General features: G+C 61.6%; 17 protein-coding genes. 13 read left to right on the top strand and 4 right to left on the bottom strand.

Features of this window, described 5'->3' with window-relative positions; genetic code table 11:
* Positions 1–131 precede the first annotated feature (131 nt).
* The 4 genes from AC2FNZ_RS10135 to AC2FNZ_RS10120 are packed head-to-tail and all read left to right on the top strand — an operon-like array spanning position 132 to position 6,010.
* A complete protein-coding gene (locus AC2FNZ_RS10135; RefSeq protein ID WP_496840478.1) occupies positions 132–1,877 on the top strand; it encodes a thiamine pyrophosphate-dependent enzyme in 1,746 nt (581 codons plus the stop codon).
* 24 nt (positions 1,878–1,901) lie between these two features.
* Entirely contained in the window at positions 1,902–3,482 is a 1,581-nt protein-coding gene (locus tag AC2FNZ_RS10130) for an FMN-binding glutamate synthase family protein (protein WP_496840476.1), read from the top strand.
* 54 nt (positions 3,483–3,536) lie between these two features.
* Complete coding sequence (locus tag AC2FNZ_RS10125) at positions 3,537–4,082, top strand: RNA polymerase sigma factor (RefSeq protein WP_170341899.1); 546 nt, start codon at positions 3,537–3,539, stop codon at positions 4,080–4,082.
* Complete coding sequence (locus AC2FNZ_RS10120) at positions 4,079–6,010, top strand: vWA domain-containing protein (protein WP_496840475.1); 1,932 nt, start codon at positions 4,079–4,081, stop codon at positions 6,008–6,010. Before AC2FNZ_RS10125 ends, AC2FNZ_RS10120 begins: the two co-directional genes overlap by 4 nt.
* A gap of 17 nt (positions 6,011–6,027) precedes the next feature.
* Here AC2FNZ_RS10120 and AC2FNZ_RS10115 read toward each other — a convergent pair whose 3' ends face one another.
* Genes AC2FNZ_RS10115 through AC2FNZ_RS10100 form a run of 4 tightly spaced genes read right to left on the bottom strand, consistent with a single transcriptional unit; the run spans position 6,028 to position 9,944 of the window.
* Complete coding sequence (locus tag AC2FNZ_RS10115; protein WP_093963118.1) at positions 6,028–6,684, bottom strand: ABC-type transport auxiliary lipoprotein family protein; 657 nt, start codon at positions 6,682–6,684, stop codon at positions 6,028–6,030.
* Positions 6,681–7,997: an MlaD family protein gene (locus AC2FNZ_RS10110; RefSeq protein WP_093963117.1), complete on the bottom strand. Its 1,317-nt coding sequence runs from the start codon at positions 7,995–7,997 to the stop codon at positions 6,681–6,683. The genes AC2FNZ_RS10115 and AC2FNZ_RS10110 overlap by 4 nt, the downstream gene beginning before the upstream one ends.
* A gap of 5 nt (positions 7,998–8,002) precedes the next feature.
* Complete coding sequence (locus AC2FNZ_RS10105) at positions 8,003–8,818, bottom strand: ABC transporter ATP-binding protein (protein ID WP_496840473.1); 816 nt, start codon at positions 8,816–8,818, stop codon at positions 8,003–8,005.
* 1 nt (position 8,819) lies between these two features.
* Positions 8,820–9,944 (bottom strand): ABC transporter permease, encoded by a 1,125-nt coding sequence (locus AC2FNZ_RS10100; protein WP_093963726.1) that lies wholly within the window; start codon positions 9,942–9,944, stop codon positions 8,820–8,822.
* 197 nt (positions 9,945–10,141) lie between these two features.
* Here AC2FNZ_RS10100 and AC2FNZ_RS10095 point away from each other — a divergent pair, with 197 nt between their 5' ends.
* From AC2FNZ_RS10095 to AC2FNZ_RS10055, 9 genes are all read left to right on the top strand, one after another.
* The gene (locus AC2FNZ_RS10095; protein WP_496840472.1) at positions 10,142–11,677 is read left to right on the top strand and encodes a sulfatase-like hydrolase/transferase; all 1,536 of its coding nucleotides are present in this window, start codon (positions 10,142–10,144) and stop codon (positions 11,675–11,677) included.
* 220 nt (positions 11,678–11,897) lie between these two features.
* Positions 11,898–13,583, top strand: a complete 1,686-nt coding sequence (aspT, locus tag AC2FNZ_RS10090) for an aspartate-alanine antiporter (protein ID WP_496840471.1) — start codon at positions 11,898–11,900, stop codon at positions 13,581–13,583.
* Positions 13,584–13,602: 19 nt separating this feature from the next.
* Positions 13,603–15,219, top strand: a complete 1,617-nt coding sequence (locus AC2FNZ_RS10085; protein ID WP_496840469.1) for a bifunctional aspartate transaminase/aspartate 4-decarboxylase — start codon at positions 13,603–13,605, stop codon at positions 15,217–15,219.
* A gap of 116 nt (positions 15,220–15,335) precedes the next feature.
* Positions 15,336–16,316 (top strand): biotin synthase BioB, encoded by a 981-nt coding sequence (gene bioB, locus AC2FNZ_RS10080; RefSeq protein ID WP_170341916.1) that lies wholly within the window; start codon positions 15,336–15,338, stop codon positions 16,314–16,316.
* On the top strand, positions 16,313–17,443 hold the full coding sequence (locus AC2FNZ_RS10075) for an 8-amino-7-oxononanoate synthase (protein ID WP_496840467.1): 1,131 nt from the start codon (positions 16,313–16,315) through the stop codon (positions 17,441–17,443). The genes bioB and AC2FNZ_RS10075 overlap by 4 nt, the downstream gene beginning before the upstream one ends.
* The gene (gene bioD / locus AC2FNZ_RS10070; protein WP_496840465.1) at positions 17,440–18,060 is read left to right on the top strand and encodes a dethiobiotin synthase; all 621 of its coding nucleotides are present in this window, start codon (positions 17,440–17,442) and stop codon (positions 18,058–18,060) included. Before AC2FNZ_RS10075 ends, bioD begins: the two co-directional genes overlap by 4 nt.
* Complete coding sequence (gene bioA / locus AC2FNZ_RS10065; protein WP_496840464.1) at positions 18,057–19,343, top strand: adenosylmethionine--8-amino-7-oxononanoate transaminase; 1,287 nt, start codon at positions 18,057–18,059, stop codon at positions 19,341–19,343. Before bioD ends, bioA begins: the two co-directional genes overlap by 4 nt.
* Positions 19,340–19,957, top strand: a complete 618-nt coding sequence (locus AC2FNZ_RS10060; RefSeq protein WP_496833471.1) for a pimeloyl-ACP methyl esterase BioG family protein — start codon at positions 19,340–19,342, stop codon at positions 19,955–19,957. Before bioA ends, AC2FNZ_RS10060 begins: the two co-directional genes overlap by 4 nt.
* Positions 19,954–20,712, top strand: a complete 759-nt coding sequence (locus AC2FNZ_RS10055; protein ID WP_496840463.1) for a methyltransferase domain-containing protein — start codon at positions 19,954–19,956, stop codon at positions 20,710–20,712. The genes AC2FNZ_RS10060 and AC2FNZ_RS10055 overlap by 4 nt, the downstream gene beginning before the upstream one ends.
* Positions 20,713–20,737 lie beyond the last annotated feature (25 nt).

Here is a 20,737-nt window from a genome sequence, read left to right as displayed (position 1 = left end):
AACCGCCGCAACTAAGCCACCGCAAATCCGCCCGATGCTTGGGGTGGCCGTACAAAGGCTTGCAATCAAAGGGCAACCTGCCCACGATCTATCGGGACAGGCCCGATGGGGTCGGAACCAGAGGGCAGGTCATGACGTCCAATTCCGTATGCAAGGTATTGCTGGATATTCTCGCGGATGCCGGAGGACGCCAGATCTTCGGCGTGACGGGCGATGCGCTCAACCCCCTGCTCGAAGCCATGCGCGGGGATGGCCGGTTCGAATGGATCGGGGTCAGGCACGAGGAAAACGCAGCCTATGCAGCCTATGCCCAGGCGCATCTGACCGGCGGGATCGGGATTTGTGCCGGAACTGTCGGTCCCGGAGCGCTTCACCTGATCAATGGGCTGTACAATGCCCGGCGCGAGGGTGCAGGGGTCGTGGCGATCACAGGTCAGGTCGCTCATCGGGAGCGCGGGACCGGGTACCACCAGGAAGTCAATCTGGAGAAGGTGTTCGAGGATGTCTGCGGCTATCAGGCAGTGATCAATTCGCCGGACCAGATGCCGCGACTGGCTCAGATCGCCGTGCAACGCGCCTTGATCAACCGCGAGGTCGTGCGGATCGAACTGCCTATCGACGTATCCGAACAGCAGGTGCCCAGCTTGCACCAATTGCACCCGATCCTGAAAACGCCATCAACGCTGATCCCGCCCGAAGCCGAAATCGACCGGGCGGCCGAGATCATCAACGCGGGCAGGAAAGTCGCCCTCTTCGCCGGCGTGGGATGCCGAGAAGCCAAGGACAAGGTTCTGGCTCTGTCCCAGCGGCTAAATGCGCCGATCACGCATTCCCTCAAGGGCAAGGACATCTTTGACTATGATGATCCCAACGTGGTCGGGATGACTGGGTTGATCGGCAATCCCGGCGGGTATCATGCAGTGCGCGACTGCGATGTGCTGGTGATGCTGGGGACGGACTTCCCATACGAGTGGTTCCTGCCGGAAAAAGCGAAAATCATCCAGATCGATCGCAACGTCGAACATCTGGGACGCCGCGCGCCCATCGCATCGGGCTTGCTGGGAGATGTGGGCGCGACGCTGGATCTGCTTTTGCCTAAGTTGGCAGCGAAGGATGACAGGTCGTTTGCCAATCACCAGGTCAAGCTGTGTACGAAATGGCTTGCGCAGCAAGACCGCGACTCCAGCCTCGAGCGCGACACCGAGCCACTCCACCCGCAGCTGTTCGCGCGGCAGGTCTCCGACCAGGCTGCCGATGACGCGATATTTGCAATGGACATCGGCGAATGCACGGTCTGGGTGGCGCGTCATACCCGGATGAAAGGCGGACGGCGCATGGTGGGGTCGTTCAACCATTCGTCACTGGGGTCCGGGTTGCCTTCGGCGTTGGGAGCCGCCGCACTGGATCCGCAGCGCGAGGTTTGGGCCTTTTGCGGGGACGGCGGCTTTGGCATGTCCATGCAGGATTTCGTGACTGCCGTGCGCTACGAGTGGCCCATCAAGGTGCTGGTCTTCAACAACCAGACGCTCGGCTTCGTGAAGATGGAGATGGAGGTGGCGGGTTATCCGCTGAATCCCGCTGCTACCGATCTGGTGAACCCGGACTTTGCGGAATACGCGAGGGTTTGCGGTGGGGATGGTGTCCGTGTGGAACATGCGGCTGACATCCCCGAGGCCGTCGCGCGGGCCAAAGCCAGCCGAAAGCCATTCATCATCGAAGCCATGGTCACACCCGGCGAGTTGGTCATGCCTCCGCATATCGATACCAAGATGGCCTGGGGTTTCGGCATGTCGAAACTGAAAGAAGGCATCCTGCTGGCCAAGGGTGAACACGCTCAGTGGGACAACTGGGTCAAGGAACTCAAGGCCAACCTCTGACCGATTGGCCCAAGGGAGAGCAAGATGATCGTACGTCGAATCTATTATGTCGTGACCTATGTGGTTCTGCCTTTGACCGTGGTCTGGGGTTTGTACTGGCCTCCGGCATTCTGGCTGCTGATTTTGCTGGTCCCTTACGCGTTGGTCGGGCTGTACGACATGCTGACCACCAAACACAACGTACTGAACAACTATCCGGTTCTGGGCCATTTCCGGTATATGCTGGAGTTCGTCAGCCCGGAAATCCGCCAGTATTTCGTGGAAACCAACGAAAGCGGGCGGCCCTTCAACAGGATCATTCGCGCGCTGGTGTATTCACGAGCAAAAGGACAGGTCGACACTCAGGCCTTCGGCACCCAGTACGATATCACCGAAGTCGGGTATCACCGGGCCAACCACTCGCTTGCGCCCAAGGACGTTCCGGAAAGCGAGAAGCGTGTGATGCTTGGCGGTCCTCAGTGTGAAAAGCCCTATCTCGCATCGCGGCTGAACGTTTCAGCGATGAGCTTCGGAGCACTTAGCGCCAACGCGATCCGCGCCTTGAACGGCGGGGCCAAGGATGGCGGTTTCGCACACAACACGGGCGAGGGCGGGCTGTCGCCGCACCATCTTGCCGAAGGCGGCGATATCATCTGGCAGATTGGCACCGGATACTTCGGATGTCGGACGGCAGAGGGCGGCTTTGACAAGGACAAGTTCGCCCAGAATGCCCAGAAGGAGGTCGTGAAGGCGATTGAGATCAAGCTGTCCCAAGGCGCGAAACCGTCCCATGGTGGTGTTCTGCCGGCGGCCAAGGTCGATGAAGAGATCGCGCTTATTCGCGGCGTACCCGTGCATCAGGATGTGATTTCGCCACCCACTCACTCGGCCTTTGACGGGCCAACGGGCTTGATGCATTTCGTGCAGCACCTGCGCGAAATGTCAGGGGGCAAACCGGTCGGGTTCAAGCTGTGCATCGGCAACCGGTCCGAGTTCATGGGGATCTGCAAGGCCATGCTGGAAACGGGCATACTGCCCGATTTCATCACCGTTGACGGGGCCGAGGGAGGGACCGGCGCTGCGCCTGTGGAATTTACCAACCGTTTGGGCGTACCGTTGAACGAAGGGCTGATCTTCGTGAACAACTGTCTGCGCGGAGTAGGTCTGCGGGACAAGATCCGGGTGATCTGTTCAGGCAAAGTGGCAACCGGCTATGACATGATCGAGAAATTCGCGCTTGGAGCCGACATGTGCAATGCGGCGCGGGCGATGATGTTCGCCGTGGGCTGCATTCAGGCCCTGCATTGCAATACGAACCGCTGCCCGTCGGGCGTGGCAACACAGGATCCCATTCGTGGCCGCGCGGTCAACGTGCCGCAGAAACGCAAACGGGTTCACCGCTTTCATGACGCCACCCTGGAAAGCTTTCGCGAAATACTGGGTGCCATGGGGAAAGAGCGCGTATCTGACCTTGGCCCATCCGATATCTACCGCCGAATTGCCAACGAGCGCGAGTGCTCATATGCGGAACTTTACACCTTAATCGAGCCAGGTGCCTTGTTGAAAGATACAGTGCCGCAGGAATTTGCGGCGGATTGGCAGAAGGCGTCGGCCAGCCATTTCTAGTTTTTTCTCGAATGGTCCAAGGATCCGCTCCTGTCCTGCGTCTGAATAGTCAGAATGAGCAAACTGACCTCGGATGAAGAATTAGCCCATGGGGCCGCCAACGGGGACGCGGAAGCGTTCGCGACGCTGCTTGGACGGCATTATGACCGCGTGTTCCGGCTGGCCTTTCGGCTGACCGGCAGCGCCGAGGTCGCCGAAGATCTGACGCAGGACATATGTGCAGCCTTGCCCGCAAAAATTGTCGGGTTTCGAGCGAATGCAAAGTTCACGACCTGGCTGTATCGGGTCGTCTGCAACGCGGCACACGATGCGCGGCGTCGAACGGCCAGCCGAAACCGGGCAGCAATCGGCTGGGGCGATGTGGAAAAGATGCGGCGCGCTGAAGCCGTCGAGGCGGCCGAGGCCCTGTCATGGCTGCAAAGGGCCATGCAGAGCTTGCCCGAAGATCTGCGTCAGACACTGGCGCTGACGCTGGATGAAGAAATGACCCATGCACAGGCCGCCGACGTGCTGGGCGTGTCCGAGGGCACGGTCTCATGGCGCCTGTCCGAAGCCCGAAAGCGCCTGCGCGCGATCAAACAAGAGGAGCTTGCCCAATGAGTGATGAGCTCGATGATCTGAAAACACTGTTGGATGCCGCAACGCCTGCAGCGGATGAAAAGCGGCGGGCCGTCAATCTGGAACTGGCCAGAAAAAACTTTGCTGATCTCCAAGGATCCCGACCCGGTACGCGTCCCAATGTCAAGCGAGGCCCGTTGGCCCGCGTGACAGAAGGAACCAAAGCCATGTTGAATGCAATTTCGAGCCGCGGCGCGCTGGCCGCCACAACAGCCATCGCTGCCGTGACGCTGATCATGATCGTGCCGCAGACACGGGACGGTGTGCTGTCCCCGAGTTTCGATACCGAGACCCGGGTGATCGGCCAGCCGCAGGCGGTTCGGCCATCCGGACAATCAGACGCTGAAACGGCTGAGATGGTTCTTGAGGAACCCGTTGTCGAAGCGCCGATAGTTGTGGAAGAAGCGCGGGAACCTCTAGCAAAACGCAGCCTTCTCTCGCAAGGCCACCTCGGTGACAGCACAGTGGCCCCTTCGGTTTCGAGTGACGCTTTTCGTCCGCCAGCGCGACCCGAGCAGTCGTCCGAAGAATTTGCAAACGCCGAAACCAACTCACTCAAGGTCACTGCGGAAGAACCGGTTTCGACGTTTTCGATTGATGTCGACACCGCATCTTACGCCATCGTCAGGTCCTCGCTTCTGGCTGGTCACTTGCCCCCGCGTGACGCGGTGCGGATTGAAGAAATGGTAAACTACTTTCCCTACACCTATCCGGCGCCGGACGGCGCGGTGCCGTTTCAGCCAAGCATCACGGTCATGCCCAGCCCATGGAATCCCGGTACTCGGCTGGTCCATATCGGCATTCAGGGAACGCTTCCGGTGATCGAAGAGCGCCCGGCGCTCAATCTTGTCTTTCTCATCGACACCTCAGGTTCGATGCAGGACGCCAACAAGTTGCCCTTGTTGAAACAGTCCCTGCGCCTGATGTTGCCCGAGTTGCGACCCGAGGATCAGGTATCGATCGTGACCTATGCAGGCAGTGCGGGCCAGGTTCTGGAGCCGACATCCGCAGCCGACCAGGCCAAGATCCTGCGGGCGCTCGAACAATTGGACGCGGGCGGATCCACAGCGGGACAAGCCGGGCTTCAGCAAGCCTATCAGGTGGCTGAAGACATGGCCGCCGAGGGCGAGGTGACGCGGGTCATTCTGGCCACGGACGGGGATTTCAACGTTGGCCTGTCCGATCCCGAAGCTCTGAAGGAGTTTATCTCTGACAAGCGCGACAGCGGAACATATCTGAGCGTTTTGGGTTTCGGGCGCGGTAACCTTGATGAGGCTACGATGCAGGCCCTGGCCCAGAACGGAAACGGACAGGCGGCTTACATCGACACGCTGAGCGAGGCCCGCAAAGTGCTGGTTGACCAACTGACCGGTGCGCTGTTTCCGATTGCCAACGACGTCAAGATTCAGGTCGAATTCAACCCTACCCAAATCGCCGAGTACCGCCTGATCGGGTACGAAACTCGCGCTTTGCGCCGCGAGGACTTTTCGAATGACGCTGTTGATGCGGGCGACATCGGCGCAGGCCACAGCGTGACCGCGATCTACGAAGTCACGCCGGTCGGCTCCAACGCAATTCGCAATGCACCGCTACGGTATGGAAACACCGCCCCCGCTTCGGACAGTAATGAAATCGGCTATTTTAAGCTGCGGTACAAAACACCCGGCGACACGCGCAGCCAGTTGATCGAGCGACCGATCTTGGACGGGCAGGGCCGCCAGACGGATGACGTGAGGTTTTCGGTCGCGATTGCAGGTTTCGGCCAGCTGTTGCGCGGCGGCACTTACCTGTCCGACTGGAGCTATGATGATGCAATTGCGATGGGCAACACGGCCCGTGGGAGCGATCCTTTCGGGTACCGGGCCGAAGCCGTGACCCTGATGCGTCTGGCGCAATCCCTGTCAAAATAAAGGGTGGGCAATCCGCGTCAGTTCAACGACGGGCGCGGATTGTTGGCGGCGTGTGAATGAATCTTCCGCACGCTCCACTCAACCGCGTCGCGCATGGTTTTGCCCAAGGCGGTGTCAAAAGCGGCGACAAGATCCGGCGTCTCGTCGCTGGTCGAAACAACCGCTTCCTGGAACGAGCTTGAGGCGATGATCTTGTCTTCGAACTCGTCGATGATCTTGATGTTCATTCGCACTTCGATCTTTACGGTTTTCGAGTTTTCGGTTTCTCCGACGACAATCCCCTGAAACTCGCGCAGGTCCGGAACGATGACGTAGTCGGCGCGCAGGCCGACCGTCGAACGGCCCACGGCGGCGACGCGACCGCTGTTTTCAAAGCTTTCGACCATCAACGCCTGAACGATCAAAGGTGCTCGATCCACCCACCGGGCACGCGGCAGATACTGGACCTGCAGGGGCGTTGGCTGCACGGCAATCTGGTCGGTATTGACCGCAGCGGTTGCAGTGGGTTCCTGGATGACGATCTGTTTCTGCACCCGGGGCAAAGACTGCGAGAATGTACTCTTGGGGGTCAGCAGATAAAGGTCGTTCGGTTTCGAGGCCTGTTTCAACGTGCCCAGACCGGCACATCCGCCCAGCGTCGTGATAACAAGGGTCAGAAGAAGGGACCTGATCATTGACGGAACTCCGATGCTTGGGTGCCCAGAAGGAAACGCGCGGGGTCGCGCTCGACCTTGTCGACAAGACGGTCCAGACTGATGACAAGGCGTTGGGATTCTTCCACGAAACGAACGAATTGTGGCAGTCCGACCCGCAGGAAGTCCGAAACCTGCCGGCGGTTTTGTTGAACGATGCCGTCGATCGTTCCCAACAGGTCCGATGCCGATTGCGACGCGCTCAGAACGTCCGCTGAAATCTGGTCGATCTTGTCGGTTACGTTCGTTACCGTTTCGGCCACTTTGGTGGCGGCGTTTCGGATGTCGGCAACAACCTGTGCAACGTCTTCGTCCATCACGCGATTGGCTGAGTCGAACGCGCGTTCTGCGGATGCCAGAGTTCCTTTCGCCGTATCCATGGCCGAGGTCACCGAGTCGAGCGTTTGGTTGGCGTTGGCAAACGTGTTGTTGACGGTTGCCATGGTGACCGCGGCTTCATCCGACAACCCGATCAGGCGGTCCGCGAGTTGCGACCCGCGTTCGATGAAGGGGCGAACGTCGTCTTCGATGACCTTGTTGGCCTTGGCCAGCGTCTGGTTCGCGCTGTCCAGTGCGGTTTTGGCCGATTCCGAGGCCGTTTTGATGCTGTTCAGCGTATCAGTTCCGGTGGTCAGCGTGGTTTCTGCAGTATCGGCCAACTGATCCAGGCGTTTGGTGAAGGCCCCGATGTCCTTCGCCGCGCCGCCCAGATCGCTGGACAGGGATTCAAAATCGTTCAGGGTCTTGTCCAGCCGGCCCGAGGCCGAAGCCAGGTTGTCGAGGATGTCCGACACGGCCTTGCGATTGTTGTCATCCACCACCGCGTTCAGGTTTTCCAGCAAGGTCACCGCCTCGTCCAGGACCTTGGGTGCGCCTTCGAACAGGGATTGGATGGCGCTGCGCTTGCTTTTGATGACACTGTTCTGCGGCAACCTCTCGGCATCGGGCGACCCGCCCGACAGCTCGACATAGCTGACGCCGGTCACCCCCAGCGACTGCAACTGCGCGATCGTGTCCGTGGTCACCGGAATGTCTGCATCAACCTCAAGCCGGACCCTTACTTTGGATGGGTCATCGTCATCCAGGTCCAGCGAAATCACCTGTCCCACGGGCAGGCCGTTATAGCTGACGCCACCGGCGGCTGACAGGCCCGACACGTTGTCGAACAGCACGTCATAGTACGCGTATTGGCGGGTGACTTCGAACTTGGCCAGCCACAGGAAGAAGCCGAACGCGCTGAGGATGCCCGCAAGTGTAAACGCGCCGATCAGGATATAGTTCGCCCGGGTTTCCATCGCCTTTACCTGTCCTGCCCCTTCTGTTGCGCCGCGCGGGCCCGGGGGCCTGTGAAGTACTCCTGCACCCAAGGGTGGTCGACCTTGGTCATGTCTTCAATCGGACCTTCCACCAGCACGCGCTTTTCTGCAAGAACCGCAACGCGGTTGCAGATCGCGTACAGGCTGTCTAGGTCATGTGTTACCATGAAAACGGTCAATCCCAAGGCCTGTTGCAATTCTCCGATCAATTCGTCGTAGGCCGCGGCGCCGATGGGATCCAGCCCGGCGGTGGGCTCGTCCAGAAACACGATCTCGGGGTCCAATGCCAGCGCCCGGGCCAGCGCGGCCCGCTTGCGCATCCCGCCTGACAGCTCTGACGGGAACTTGCCACAACTCAGTTGCGGCAAACCGACCAGACCGATTTTCAGGCTGCCGAGCGCCCGCATCAAGCTCTCGCTCAGGCCGGTGTGTTCGCGCAACGGGGCCATGACGTTCTGAAGCACGGTCAGCGAGGAAAACAGTGCCCCGTCCTGAAAGGCAACGCCCCAGCGTTTCTCGATGCGGCGTCGGTCGGCCTCTGGGCCGTTCAGCACGTCGACGCCCAAAACTTCGATACTACCCGCAGCGGGTTTGTTCAGCCCGACAATGGTGCGCAGAAGGACGGACTTGCCGGTTCCGGACCCGCCGACAATGCCCAGCACTTCGCCGCGCCAGACATCAAGGTTCAGGTCGTCATGCACCACCTGCGGACCGAACTGGTTGCGCAGATTGCGCACACGGATCACCGCTTCGCGCTGCGCGTCCAGCTTGGCGGTCGATGTCTGAGCGGATCCATCCATGTCAGACACCGATCTCGGAGAAGAAAATGGAGAACAGCGCGTCAATGGCAATGACCATGAAAATCGACTGAACAACCGACGCAGTGGTGCGCTGGCCGACGCTTTGGGCTGACCCCTTGACCTGCATTGCCTGCCAACAAGCGATTACCCCGATGACCATGGCAAAGAATGGCGCCTTGATCAGCCCAACCGCCAGATGCCAGACGCTGGTGTTCTCCTTTAGGCGCGTAATGAACATTCCGGGGCTGACGCCCAGATCGATCCAGCTCATCAGGGCACCGCCAAAAAGGCCGGCGATGTCGGCCACGAAGCCTAGGATCGGCAGCATGATAAGCAGCGCAAGAACCCGTGGAATGACGAGCACCTCGATCGGGTCTAGGCCCAGCGTGCGCATGGCGTCGATTTCTTCCTGCACTTTCATGGACCCGATCGAGGCGGTGAAGGCCGAGCCGGATCGACCAGCCACGATGATGGCGGTCAGCAGAATACCCAGCTCGCGCAATACCGAGATCGAGATCAGCTCAACCACGAAAATTTCCGCGCCGAACTGTTTCAATTGGGTGGCCCCTTGAAAAGCCAGAACCACGCCGATCAGAAACCCCATCAGCGCCACGATGGGCAGGGCCTTGAATCCGGTTTCCTCCATCTGCGACACGACCGCGGCGCGGCGCAGGCGCCACGGCATGATCATCGTGCGGCCCAGCCGGTGCAGGGTCAGGCCCAGAAAGCCGAGGATCGACATGGTGTCGCGCCCGGCGCCCACTGTTGATTGACCCAGGCTCTCAAGCCATGGCATGAAGCCTTTTGGCGGGGCCTCGGCGGGAATGTCCTTCGGAATGTTCTCCGAGACGGTTTCCAGCAGCGCGGAATGTGCCGGTTTCAACCCGTCGAAAGCCACGGTCGCTCCCATGGCCGAGCACCGGTTTTTCAGGTCTGCGATCAGCCACGCGCCGCCGGTGTCCAGCGCATCGATTTCGGACATGTCGACCGTCACATGCGCCGCATCCGGGCGGGTGGCGCGAAAGGCGTCTTCGACGCCACTCAACGACTGTGTCAGCATTTCGCCAGACACAATCACGCGCGCTGTGCCGCCTTCCTGTTCGACTGCGATCGAGGGCTTCGTCATGCCGGTATCAGACGGGAAACTGTTCCGACCCGCAATGGCTTTGTTCAACCGGGCGGCGATTTGGGTGCGGGGGTTACCGGTTTGCACGGCCCGGGTCGCCCAAGAGGCGAGAATTGGCACAAAACCGGTTGCCTGCCCGAGGGAACCCCGACACAGTCCGCACCGTCGAACACCAGTTTTCCAATGGGAATCACGGCATGAGCCAAGCAGGAAACGTTCTTTTCATCATCATCGACCAATTGCGGGCCGATTGTCTGCGCGGTGCTCTGGCTGATCATGTCGACCTGCCCAATCTGCGCGCCTTCATGGACGAGGCCGTTTCGTTCGACCGGCATTTTTCCGTTACCAATCCCTGCGGGCCGTCCCGCGCCTCTATTCTGACCGGGCAATACGCGATGAACCATCGTTCGGTCCGCAATGGCACGCCGCTGCGCCATGACACGCCGAACATCGCGACCGAGATGCGAAAAGCCGGCTATCTGCCGATGCTGTTCGGCTATACGGACACCTCGGCCGATCCACGGGTTCATCATCCGAATGATCCGTCGGTGAAGACCTACGAAAACCCGATGCACGGGTTTCACGAAGTACTCGAAATGCGCCTTGAGGAGTCTTTTCCTTGGCGGTCCTACTTGATGCGCCGGGGATACGAGTTCGAAGACTACTGGGATCTCTACAAGCCGGTTTCGCTGGATGGGTCGGCCCCAAACTTGAACGACCCGGCCCTCTACACGGCCGAGGACAGCGACACCGCATTTCTAACCAACAGTTTTCTGGACGGAATTGCCGCCTATCGGAACTCGGGATGGTTCGCGCATTTGACGTATATCCGTCCGCATCCGCCACTGGTGGCCCCCGCGCCCTACAACCGGATGTACGATCCCGACGCGTTGCCTTTGCCAAACCGTCTACCCAGCCCCGAGGACGAAAAGGCCGTGCACCCGTTCTTTGGACCCGCTCTGGACTCGAATACACCAAAAGACTGCGTGCAAGGTTTTTCCGAAGTTGGGCCGACGGATGAGAACATTCAGACCCTGCGGGCCGTCTATCTTGGATTGGCAACCGAGGTTGACCATCATATCGGCCGGGTCATCCGGTTTCTCAAGGACAGCGGCCAGTACGATGACACGCTGGTGGTGATCACCGCGGATCATGGCGAGATGCTGGGCGATCATTATTCCTGGGGCAAAATGTCAGTGTATGACGCGGCCTACCACACGCCGCTGATCATTCGCATGCCAGGCAACGCTCAGATGGCCGGCCAGCGTGTCGAAGTGCCGACCGAGTCAATTGATGTCGCACCCACGATCCTGGACTGGGTAGGGCAAGAGATACCGAACTCGATGGATGGTCGATCCTTGCTGCCGCTGCTTCGTGGGGCCGTGCCACAGGACTGGCGCCGGTATTCCTTCAGTGAGCTGGACTTTGCCGATCCGCTGACGCCCACTCAGTTTCAGAGTGAGCTTGGGACGGGTCACAGCGACTCGTGTCTGGGCATCCTGCGTGACGAACGCTTTACCCTGGTCGAGTTTGCAGCCGACCTGCCGCCGTTGTTGTTCGACCACCACGGTCGGGGCGAGGCAGAGAATGTCGCCGCAAACCCTGACTACGCAGCTGATTTGGCGCGGCTTGGTCGTGAAATGTTGCGCCACCGTATGCGGAACATGGATCATTCCCTGTCCCTGCATTCCGTGACATTGCAGGGGCCGAAATCAGTGCGCAGGTTCGATTGATCCAGGCGGTTGCCGACGATTTTCCAGACCTGTGCCGCCGCTGGCGGACACAGTTGCGAGCGGCTCGGTAGCCAAACAAATTCAGATAACTCAATGGACAAACGGTCCCCGTGGGGTATCGTGACCTTGGAAATTCCTGCGCTGATCGCAATCGTCCGGGCCTCCGGACAGCTGACGTTCAGGGTGGTCTGAGCGACGCAACAAACCCGAAAGGCGCAGTATGGTCGATTGGCTGGCGAATATTCTGCAAACCTATCCGGAACTGGCTGTCTTTCTCGCCATCGGCATCGGTTTTTTGGTCGGACCAATCAAGGTCATGGGGTTCAGTCTGGGTTCGGTCACGGGCACCCTGTTGGCGGCCGTCGTGATCGGGCAGGCACAGATCAGTATCGATTCAGCGGTGAAGTCCACCTTCTTCATCCTGTTCATCTTCGCAGTTGGCTACGGCGTTGGGCCACAGTTCATTCGCGGCCTCAAAGTTGACGGCGCGCGCGAGGTGCTTTTTGCGCTGAGCGTTCTCGCCCTGTGTCTGGTCGTGCCGGCCGTGTCGGCCAAGATCGCCGGGCTCGAGCTTGGCTACGCCGCGGGTCTGTATGCCGGCTCGCAAACGATTTCTGCGGCGATCGGAGTGGCGACCGACCAAATCAACCAGTTGGGTTTGTCGGCCGAGCAGGCCAAAACCTATTCCAACCAGATCCCGGTCGCCTATGCGGTGACATATATCTACGGCACGATCGGGTCGGCGATCATTCTGGCCAAGATCGGCCCGCGCCTGATCGGTGTTGACCTGATGGCCGCCTGCAAGGAATACGAGGCCAAGCTGAGTGGCGGCGAGGATGTCGAGACCGGCGGCGGCATCGTTTCGGCCTATCGCGCGATCGAGGCGCGCGCCTTTGAGATTCCCGAAAGCAGCGAATTGCTCGGCCAGCCGGTCAAGGACCTGTTGCCGGGCGTCCGCGTCTATGCCGAACGACTCAGCCGAGGTGGCAAGATCGTCGAGGTTGACGCGGACACGGTGCTGCAAGCGGGTGATGTCGTGATGTTCTCAGGCCGGCGCGGTGATCTTGTCGGAGCGCTCGAGCCCAGCCTCAAGGAAGCCGATGCGCCCGAACTGCTGAGCATCCCATCGGAAAAACTGGACGTTTTGATCACAAGCAAGGACGTGCACGGCAAGACATTGGATGAGCTCAGCAAGATGCCTCAGGCACGTGGCGTGTATGTGTCGAAGCTGACGCGCAACATGATTGATCTGCCGCTGCTGCCGGGCACGGTTCTGCATCGCGGTGACATTCTGACCATTCTGGGCAGCAAGCGCCATGTCGAGGCGGCCATTACCGAAATCGGGTACGCCGACCGGCCCGTTGACACGACCGATCTGGCCTTTGTGGGCTGGGGCATTTTCATCGGGGGTGTCATCGGCACGCTTGCAATTACAATGGGCGGTTTTCCAATCAGCCTGTCGACCACTGGTGGCGCGTTGCTGGCCGGGCTGCTGCTGGGGTGGTTGCGCACCGTTCACCCGACCTTCGGTCGCATTCCCGCACCGTCGCTGTGGTTGATGAATACGCTGGGCCTGAATGTCTTCATCGCGGTCATCGGGATATCGGCCGGGCCCGGTTTCGTGGCCGGTTTGCAGCAGGCGGGTGTCGCGCTGTTGTTATGGGGCATTGTGGCCACGTCTTTGCCGATGATTTTCTCGGTTTATGTCGGGCATTACGTATTCAAATTCCACCCTGCCATCCTGTTTGGTGCCTGCGCGGGCGCCCGCACCACGACGGCTGCGCTCGGCATGATCCAGGAGGCCGCGCAAAGCCGGATTCCGGCCTTGGGCTACGGCATGCCCTACGCGATCGGAAACACCCTGCTGACGATATTCGGGATGGTCGTCGTTTTGATCCTCAGTTGATTTGGAAAGGTCTTGAGTCATGGACAGATTGAAACTGCACGATTACGAAGCCCTCAGCCCCTTTCAGATCAAGGACGAGTTGATCAAGCTGGCCTCGGTCGAGGCGCGGAAATCCAACAGCGCCTTTTTGAATGCCGGCCGGGGCAATCCCAATTGGGTCGCCACCCGCCCGCGTGAAGCGTTCTTTGCGCTTGGCCAGTTTGCCGTGACCGAGTCGCGCCGCGTCATGAATCATCCGGCGGGTCTAGGGGGGATGCCGGCAATGGCAGGTTGCCATGACCGTCTGTTGGAGTGGGGCAAGGCAAATTCCGAGATGCCGGGCGCCGACACGCTTTTGGATGTGGTCGACCACGCCATCCGGGCCTTTGGTTTCGACGCCGACGAATTCGTGCACGAGCTGACGGACTCGATCATCGGCGACAACTACCCTGTTCCCGACCGTATTCTGAAACACAACGCCGCCATCGCCCACGAATACCTGATGTGGGCCATGTGTGCCGGGCACCGTCCCGATGCGCAGTTCGACCTGTTTGCGGTGGAAGGCGGCACGGCGGCCATGTGCTATATCTTCAAATCGCTCAAGGCCAACCGGCTGCTGAACCCGGGCGACACGATTGCCCTGTGCACGCCGATCTTCACGCCCTATCTCGAGATGCCCGAACTTGAGGATTACAGCCTCGAGTCCGTTCACGTTGAAACGGACGAGGAGGATGGGTTCCAACTGACCGATGCTGCAGTCGAAAAGCTGAAGGACCCCAAGGTCAAGGCCTTCTTTCTGGTCAATCCGGGCAATCCGTCGTCGGTGGCCCTCAGCGATGCTTCTCTGCGCAAACTCGCGGATCTGATCGAGAACCACAGGCCGGACCTGATTGTCCTGACCGATGATGTGTACGGCACTTTCGTACATGATTTCACCTCGGTCATGGGCTACATGCCCCGCAACACGATCGGCGTTTATTCCTATTCGAAATATTTCGGCTGCACCGGTTGGCGGCTCGGCGTGATTGCTGTCGCCCAGGATAATATCTTTGACGAAAAGCTCGCCGCGCACCCGGCCGAGATCAAGCAGAAGCTCGACAAGCGTTACGGCACGCTCAGCCTGCACCCCAGCGAGATCAAATTCGTCGACAGGCTGGTGGCCGACAGCCGGGATGTGGCCCTGAACCACACCGCCGGATTATCCCTGCCGCAGCAAGTCATGATGACGTTGTTCTCGCTCTGCGAATTGGTCGACACAAAGAAAGCCTATCAGGCCGCCTGTATCGAACTGGTGCATCGACGGTTCCACCTGCTGACCGAAGCCTTGGGGATCGAGGTCCAGCCGGGTGATCACTATGATGCCTATTACGGGATCATCGACTTCGAATTCTGGCTGCGAAAATACGTCGGCGAAGAGGTCGTGGACTGGATCAAGAAGAACGTCCACCCGTTGGACATCGCGTTCAAACTGGCCGAGGACTATGGGATCGTGCTGCTGAACGGCAGCGGTTTCGATGCGCCGAACTGGTCCGCACGAGTATCTTTCGCCAATTTGCCGGATGAGGCATACACCCAGATCGGTCGCGCTGTCCGTTCGGTCGCGCGCGGTTATGTGCAGGCCTATCGGGCGGCGAACAACAAGCCACTTCACGGTTGAATCGCCGTTAGCGGTCACGGTCATTTTCTGCGCCTGTGACATCGCGGATGTTGCGTTTTCCAGCTTTATTGATAAACCCGAGTAAATCTGAATCATCGGGAAAAATTATCTATAAAATGTCGGCTACATCGAACACCTGGACCCGCGAAACCGCTCAGGCCATCTATGACCTGCCGCTGATGGATCTTCTGTATCGGGCGCAGACCGTACATCGCGAGAATTTTGACCCTAACAAGGTGCAGATGTCGCGGCTTCTGTCGATCAAGACCGGCGGCTGCGCCGAGGATTGCGCCTATTGCTCGCAATCCGCGCGCAACGGCTCCAAGCTGAGCGCCTCGAAACTGATCGAGGTCGAACGCGTCCTGGCCGAGGCCCGCAAGGCGCGCGAGTCCGGCTCGACCCGGTTCTGCATGGGCGCCGCCTGGCGTGAACCCAAGGCGCGCGACATGGATGCGCTGGTGGCGATGATTCAGGGCGTCAAGGCGATGGGCATGGAAACCTGCATGACCTTGGGCATGCTGGACGACACCCAGGTGGTGCAGCTGCGCGATGCCGGGCTGGATTATTACAACCACAACATCGACACGTCCGAGCGTTACTACCCCGAGGTGATCACCACCCGCACCTTCGCCGACCGGATCGATACGCTGAACCGCGTGCGCGAGGCGGGTATGAAGGTCTGCTCGGGCGGGATTCTGGGCATGGGCGAAAATGGCGAGGACCGGATCGACATGCTGGTGACGTTGGCCAACCTGCCCGAGGCGCCGGACTCGGTTCCGATCAACATGCTGATGCCGCAGGCTGATACCCCGTTGGCTGACGCCAAGCCGGTCGACCCGATCGATTTCGTGCGCATCATCGCGCTGGCGCGGATCATGATGCCGAAGTCCCACGTTCGTTTGTCCGCTGGCCGCAGCGACATGAGCGACGAGATGCAGGCCATGTGTTTCTTTGCCGGTGCCAACTCGATCTTTGCCGGCGACACGCTGCTGACCGCCGAAAACCCCGAGGAAAGCAAGGACGCGATCCTGTTCGCCAAGCTGGGCATCCAGCCGATGGAGGCGGAGTCCGAGGCCCGCGTGGACGCGGCCGAATGACAGCGACCGCAAGGCTGGGCAATGCGCTGAAGGTGCTGGAAACGCGCCATCGGCTGCGCAGGCTTGCGCCCCGCACGGGGCTTGATTTTGCATCCAACGACTATCTGGGCTTGGCCGGTTCCGATGTTCTGAAACGCGCGGCGCAGCACGCGCTGGACCGCGGCGTTCCGCTGGGCTCGGGCGGGTCGCGCCTGCTGCGCGGCAACCACCCCGAGCACGAGGCGCTGGAAGCCGAGGCCGCCGCCTTTTTCGGCGCCGAGGCGGCGCTGTACATGGGCGGCGGGTTTCAGGCCAATCAAGCCATTTTTTCGACCCTGCCCGCAGCCGGGGATCTTATCCTGCATGACGAGCTGGTTCATGCCAGCGCGCATGAAGGGATGCGCTTGGGTCGGGCCGAGACCCGTGGCTTTGCGCATAACGACATTTCGGCGGCCCGCGCGGTGCTGGCCGACTGGCGTGCGCAAGGCGGCACGGGCCAGGTCTGGATCGCGGTCGAAAGCGTCTATTCGATGGAGGGCGATCTGGCCCCGTTGACCGCCCTGGCCGAGCTGGCCCGAGCCGAGCAGGCGGTGCTGGTTGTGGACGAGGCCCACGCCACGGGCGTCTTCGGCCCGAACGGGCAGGGACTGGCCCATGGGTTGGACGCCGAGGTGCTTACCCTGCACACCTGCGGCAAGGGGCTGGGCGCCAGTGGCGGGCTGATCTGCGGACCGCGTGAAATGATCGACACACTGATCAACCGGGCACGGCCGTTCATCTTTGCGACAGCACCGTCGCCGTTGGACGCCGCCATCGTGCGGGGCGCGCTGCGGGCCGTGGGGCAGGATCCTGGCCTGACATTGGCCGCGCGCGACCGGATGGCCCATGCCCATGCCGAGGCCGCGCGCCTGTGCGGGTTGACCGGATTTCACAGCCAGATCATGCCCGTAATCGTGGGCGAGGATGCGGCCACGATGGATCGCGCTGTGCGACTGCAACAGAGAGGCTTTGACGTGCGCGGCATCCGCCCACCCACCGTTCCGCGCGGCAGCTCGCGGCTGCGGGTCTCGATCACCGGCAACGTGGGCGCACAGGACATCACGGCGGTGTTTCAGGCCATCGCCGAACAACAGGCAGGAACCGCATGACCTCAGTGATCGTGACCGGAACCGACACCGGTGTCGGCAAGACCGTGTTTTCCGCCGGGCTGACCGCCGCCCTCGGCGCGCGGTACTGGAAGCCCGTGCAGTCGGGGCTTGAGGAGGAGACCGACAGCCAGATCGTGGCGCGCCTGTCCGGCCAACCGGTCCTGCCCGAGACCTATCTGCTGAACCTGCCCGCCTCGCCGCACCTGTCGGCCGAGGCCGAGGGGGTCGAGATCGACCTTGACCGGCTGACCCTGCCGCAGACCGATGGCCCGCTGGTGATCGAAGGGGCAGGGGGCGTCATGGTGCCGCTGACTCGGCAGGCCTATTACCTTGACCTGTTCGCCCGCTGGCAGGCACCCGTGATTCTGGTGGCCCGAACGGCCCTGGGCACGATCAACCACACGACCCTGTCGCTGATGGCGCTGCGCGGGGTCGGTTGCCCGGTGGTTGGCGTTGCCTTCATCGGCGACCCCGAACCCGAGGTCGAACAGACCATCATCCAGATGTCGCAGGTGCCCCACCTGGGACGCCTCGGCCAGATCGAGAGTCTGACACCCGACACCCTGCGCCATGCCTTCGAGGCGATCGACATGGACACGATCCGAGGTGCCCTGTGACCCCGCTGGAATTTGACGCCCGCCACCTGTGGCACCCCTACACGAACGTGGCCGACCCGGGCCCGATGCATCTGATCGACCGGGCCGAGGGCGTGTATCTGTTCCGCGAGGATGGGGTGAAGATGATCGACGCCATGTCCTCCTGGTGGTGCGCCATCCATGGACACCGTCACCCGGCGATCACCGCCGCCATGCAGCAGCAGCTGGACCGGATGCCCCATGTCATGTTCGGCGGTCTGACCCACCGGCCCGCCATTGATCTTGGCCGCAAGATGGTGGCCTTGCTGCCCGAGGGGCTGGACCGGATTTTCTATTGCGACAGCGGCTCGGTCTCGATCGAGGTGGCGATGAAGATGGCGGTGCAGTTCCAGATGGCCCATGGCCGCACCGACAAGGTCGAGTTCGCGACGATCCGCGGCGGCTATCACGGCGACACCTGGAAGGCGATGAGCGTCTGCGACCCCGTCAACGGCATGCACGGGCTGTTCCGCGGTGCGCTGTCGATCCAGCATTTCCTGCCGCGCCCGTCCGTTCGTCTGGGCGATGACTGGCCAGGGGACCCGGCGCAGAACGGACTCGACGCTCTGGAACAGTTGCTGCGGGACAAGGCGCACAGGCTGGCTGCGCTGGTGCTTGAACCGGTCGTGCAGGGCGCGGGCGGCATGTATTTCTATCACCCCGAGTGGCTGCGCCGGGCCAAGGCATTGTGTCAGGCCCACGACGTTCTGGTGATCTTCGATGAAATCGCCACGGGGTTCGGCCGGACCGGAGAGTTGTTTGCCGCCACCCATGCGGTGGTGACGCCGGACATCATCTGCCTGGGCAAGGCGTTGACGGGGGGGCATATCTCGTTTGCCGCAACGGTGACCACCGAACAGGTGGCTTATGGCATCGGCAACAGCGAGGCCGGCGTGTTCATGCACGGCCCAACCTACATGGCCAATCCGCTGGCCTGTGCGGCTGGCATCGCCAGCCTGGGGCTGCTTGAAGACGGCGACTGGCAGTCCCGTGTACGGGCCATCGAGACGCAGATGAAGGCCGAACTGGAACCGGCGCGCAGCCTGCCCGGCGTCGCCGATGTACGGGTGCTGGGCGCCATCGGCGTGATCGAGATGACGGACACCGTCGATCCTCGTATCGCGCATCGGCGGGCGCCGGAAACCGGGGTCTGGCTGCGTCCCTTCGCGCGAAACATCTACTGCATGCCGCCCTATGTGATCTCGGGCGACGCGCTGAGCCTGGTGACGGCGGCCATGGTCGAACTGGCGCGAGGCGACGCATGAGGCGGCACTGGCTGACCCGTGACGGCGGAGCGCAGTTGACGCTGGTGTTCGGCGGGTGGGCGCTGGGTCCTGCGCCGTTTGCGCGCCTGACCGGGGCGGCGGATGTTCTAGTGGTGGACTACTATCGCAACCTCGATGACGCGTTGCCCGAAACCGGCGACTATGACACGGTCCGCTTGCTGGCCTATTCCTTCGGCGTCGCGTCGGCCGCGCATTGGCTGGCGGGGCACGGGCTGACCTGTGTCCGCAAGGTTGCGATCAACGGCACGCTGTTTCCTGCAGATGCAGACCGGGGCATCGCGCCCGAGACTGTGGCGGCCACGGCTGATGGCCTGAGCGCGGCCAGCTTTGCCCGGTTCTGCCGCCGCGCCGGGCTGGAAGGCCCCGCGCCCGGGATCGATTTTGCCGCCGCGGCCGAGGAACTGCGGGCCATCGCGGCGCGCGGACCTGCGCCCGATCCCGGGTTCGACCGGGTCTGGATCTCCGCTTCGGACCGCATCGTGCCGACGGCTGCGCAGGAAATGGCCTGGGGCCAATCGGACACCGTGCGCCGCATCCCTGGCCCGCACCAGCCTTTCGCGGCGGGGCAGACCTGGGCGGAGTGGTTCGCATGAACGCCATGCCCACCGACCGCATCCGGCGCAGTTTCAGCCGCAGCTTCGGCAGCTATCATTGCGCCGCTGGCCCGCAGGCCCGGATCGCCCGCGCATTGGCGCAGCGGCTGGTCGATCTCGGGGCGCCCAGCCATTTTGGCACCCTGTTCGAAATCGGCTGCGGCACCGGCCATCTGACCGAGGCGCTGCACCAGCAGTTTTCGTTCACCCGGTCCACGCTCAACGACCTTATGGCCGAGGCCCAGGAAACTGCGCGGCGATGGGGCGCGGATTTCCTGCACGGCGATATCCGAAATGTGACATGGCCCGCGCGGCCCGACCTGATCGCCTCGGCCTCGACGGTCCAATGGCTGGACGATCCGGCGGCCGTGGTCCGCCGCGCCATGCATCAGGTCGCACCCGGTGGCTGGGTGGCCATTTCGGGATTCGGCCCCGACCAGTACACCGAGCTTTCCGCGCTGGGGTCGGCGGCCCGCGCGCCCGGCTTGCGCGCCCCCGATGATCTGGCCGCAGGCATCGGCCCTGAGGTTAAAATCCTCGACCTGTGGCAAGACCGGCAACCGCTGTGGTTCGACACGCCGTTGGACGTGCTGCGCCACCTGCGTCAGACCGGGGTGAACGGCCGCGCGGCGCAGGTCTGGACCCGCGCCGATCTGACTGACTTCAGCACGCGCTATCGCGCCGCGTTTTCCGGCCCCGAAGGCGTGCGCCTGACCTATCACCCCGTCTGGATCATCGCCCGCAAACCCGGCTAGGGGCCAACCGGTCGCATCCGGCCCC

Source organism: Ruegeria sp. SAZA006, assembly GCF_059613465.1.
This window is presented reverse-complemented; position numbering and strand designations above follow the sequence as displayed.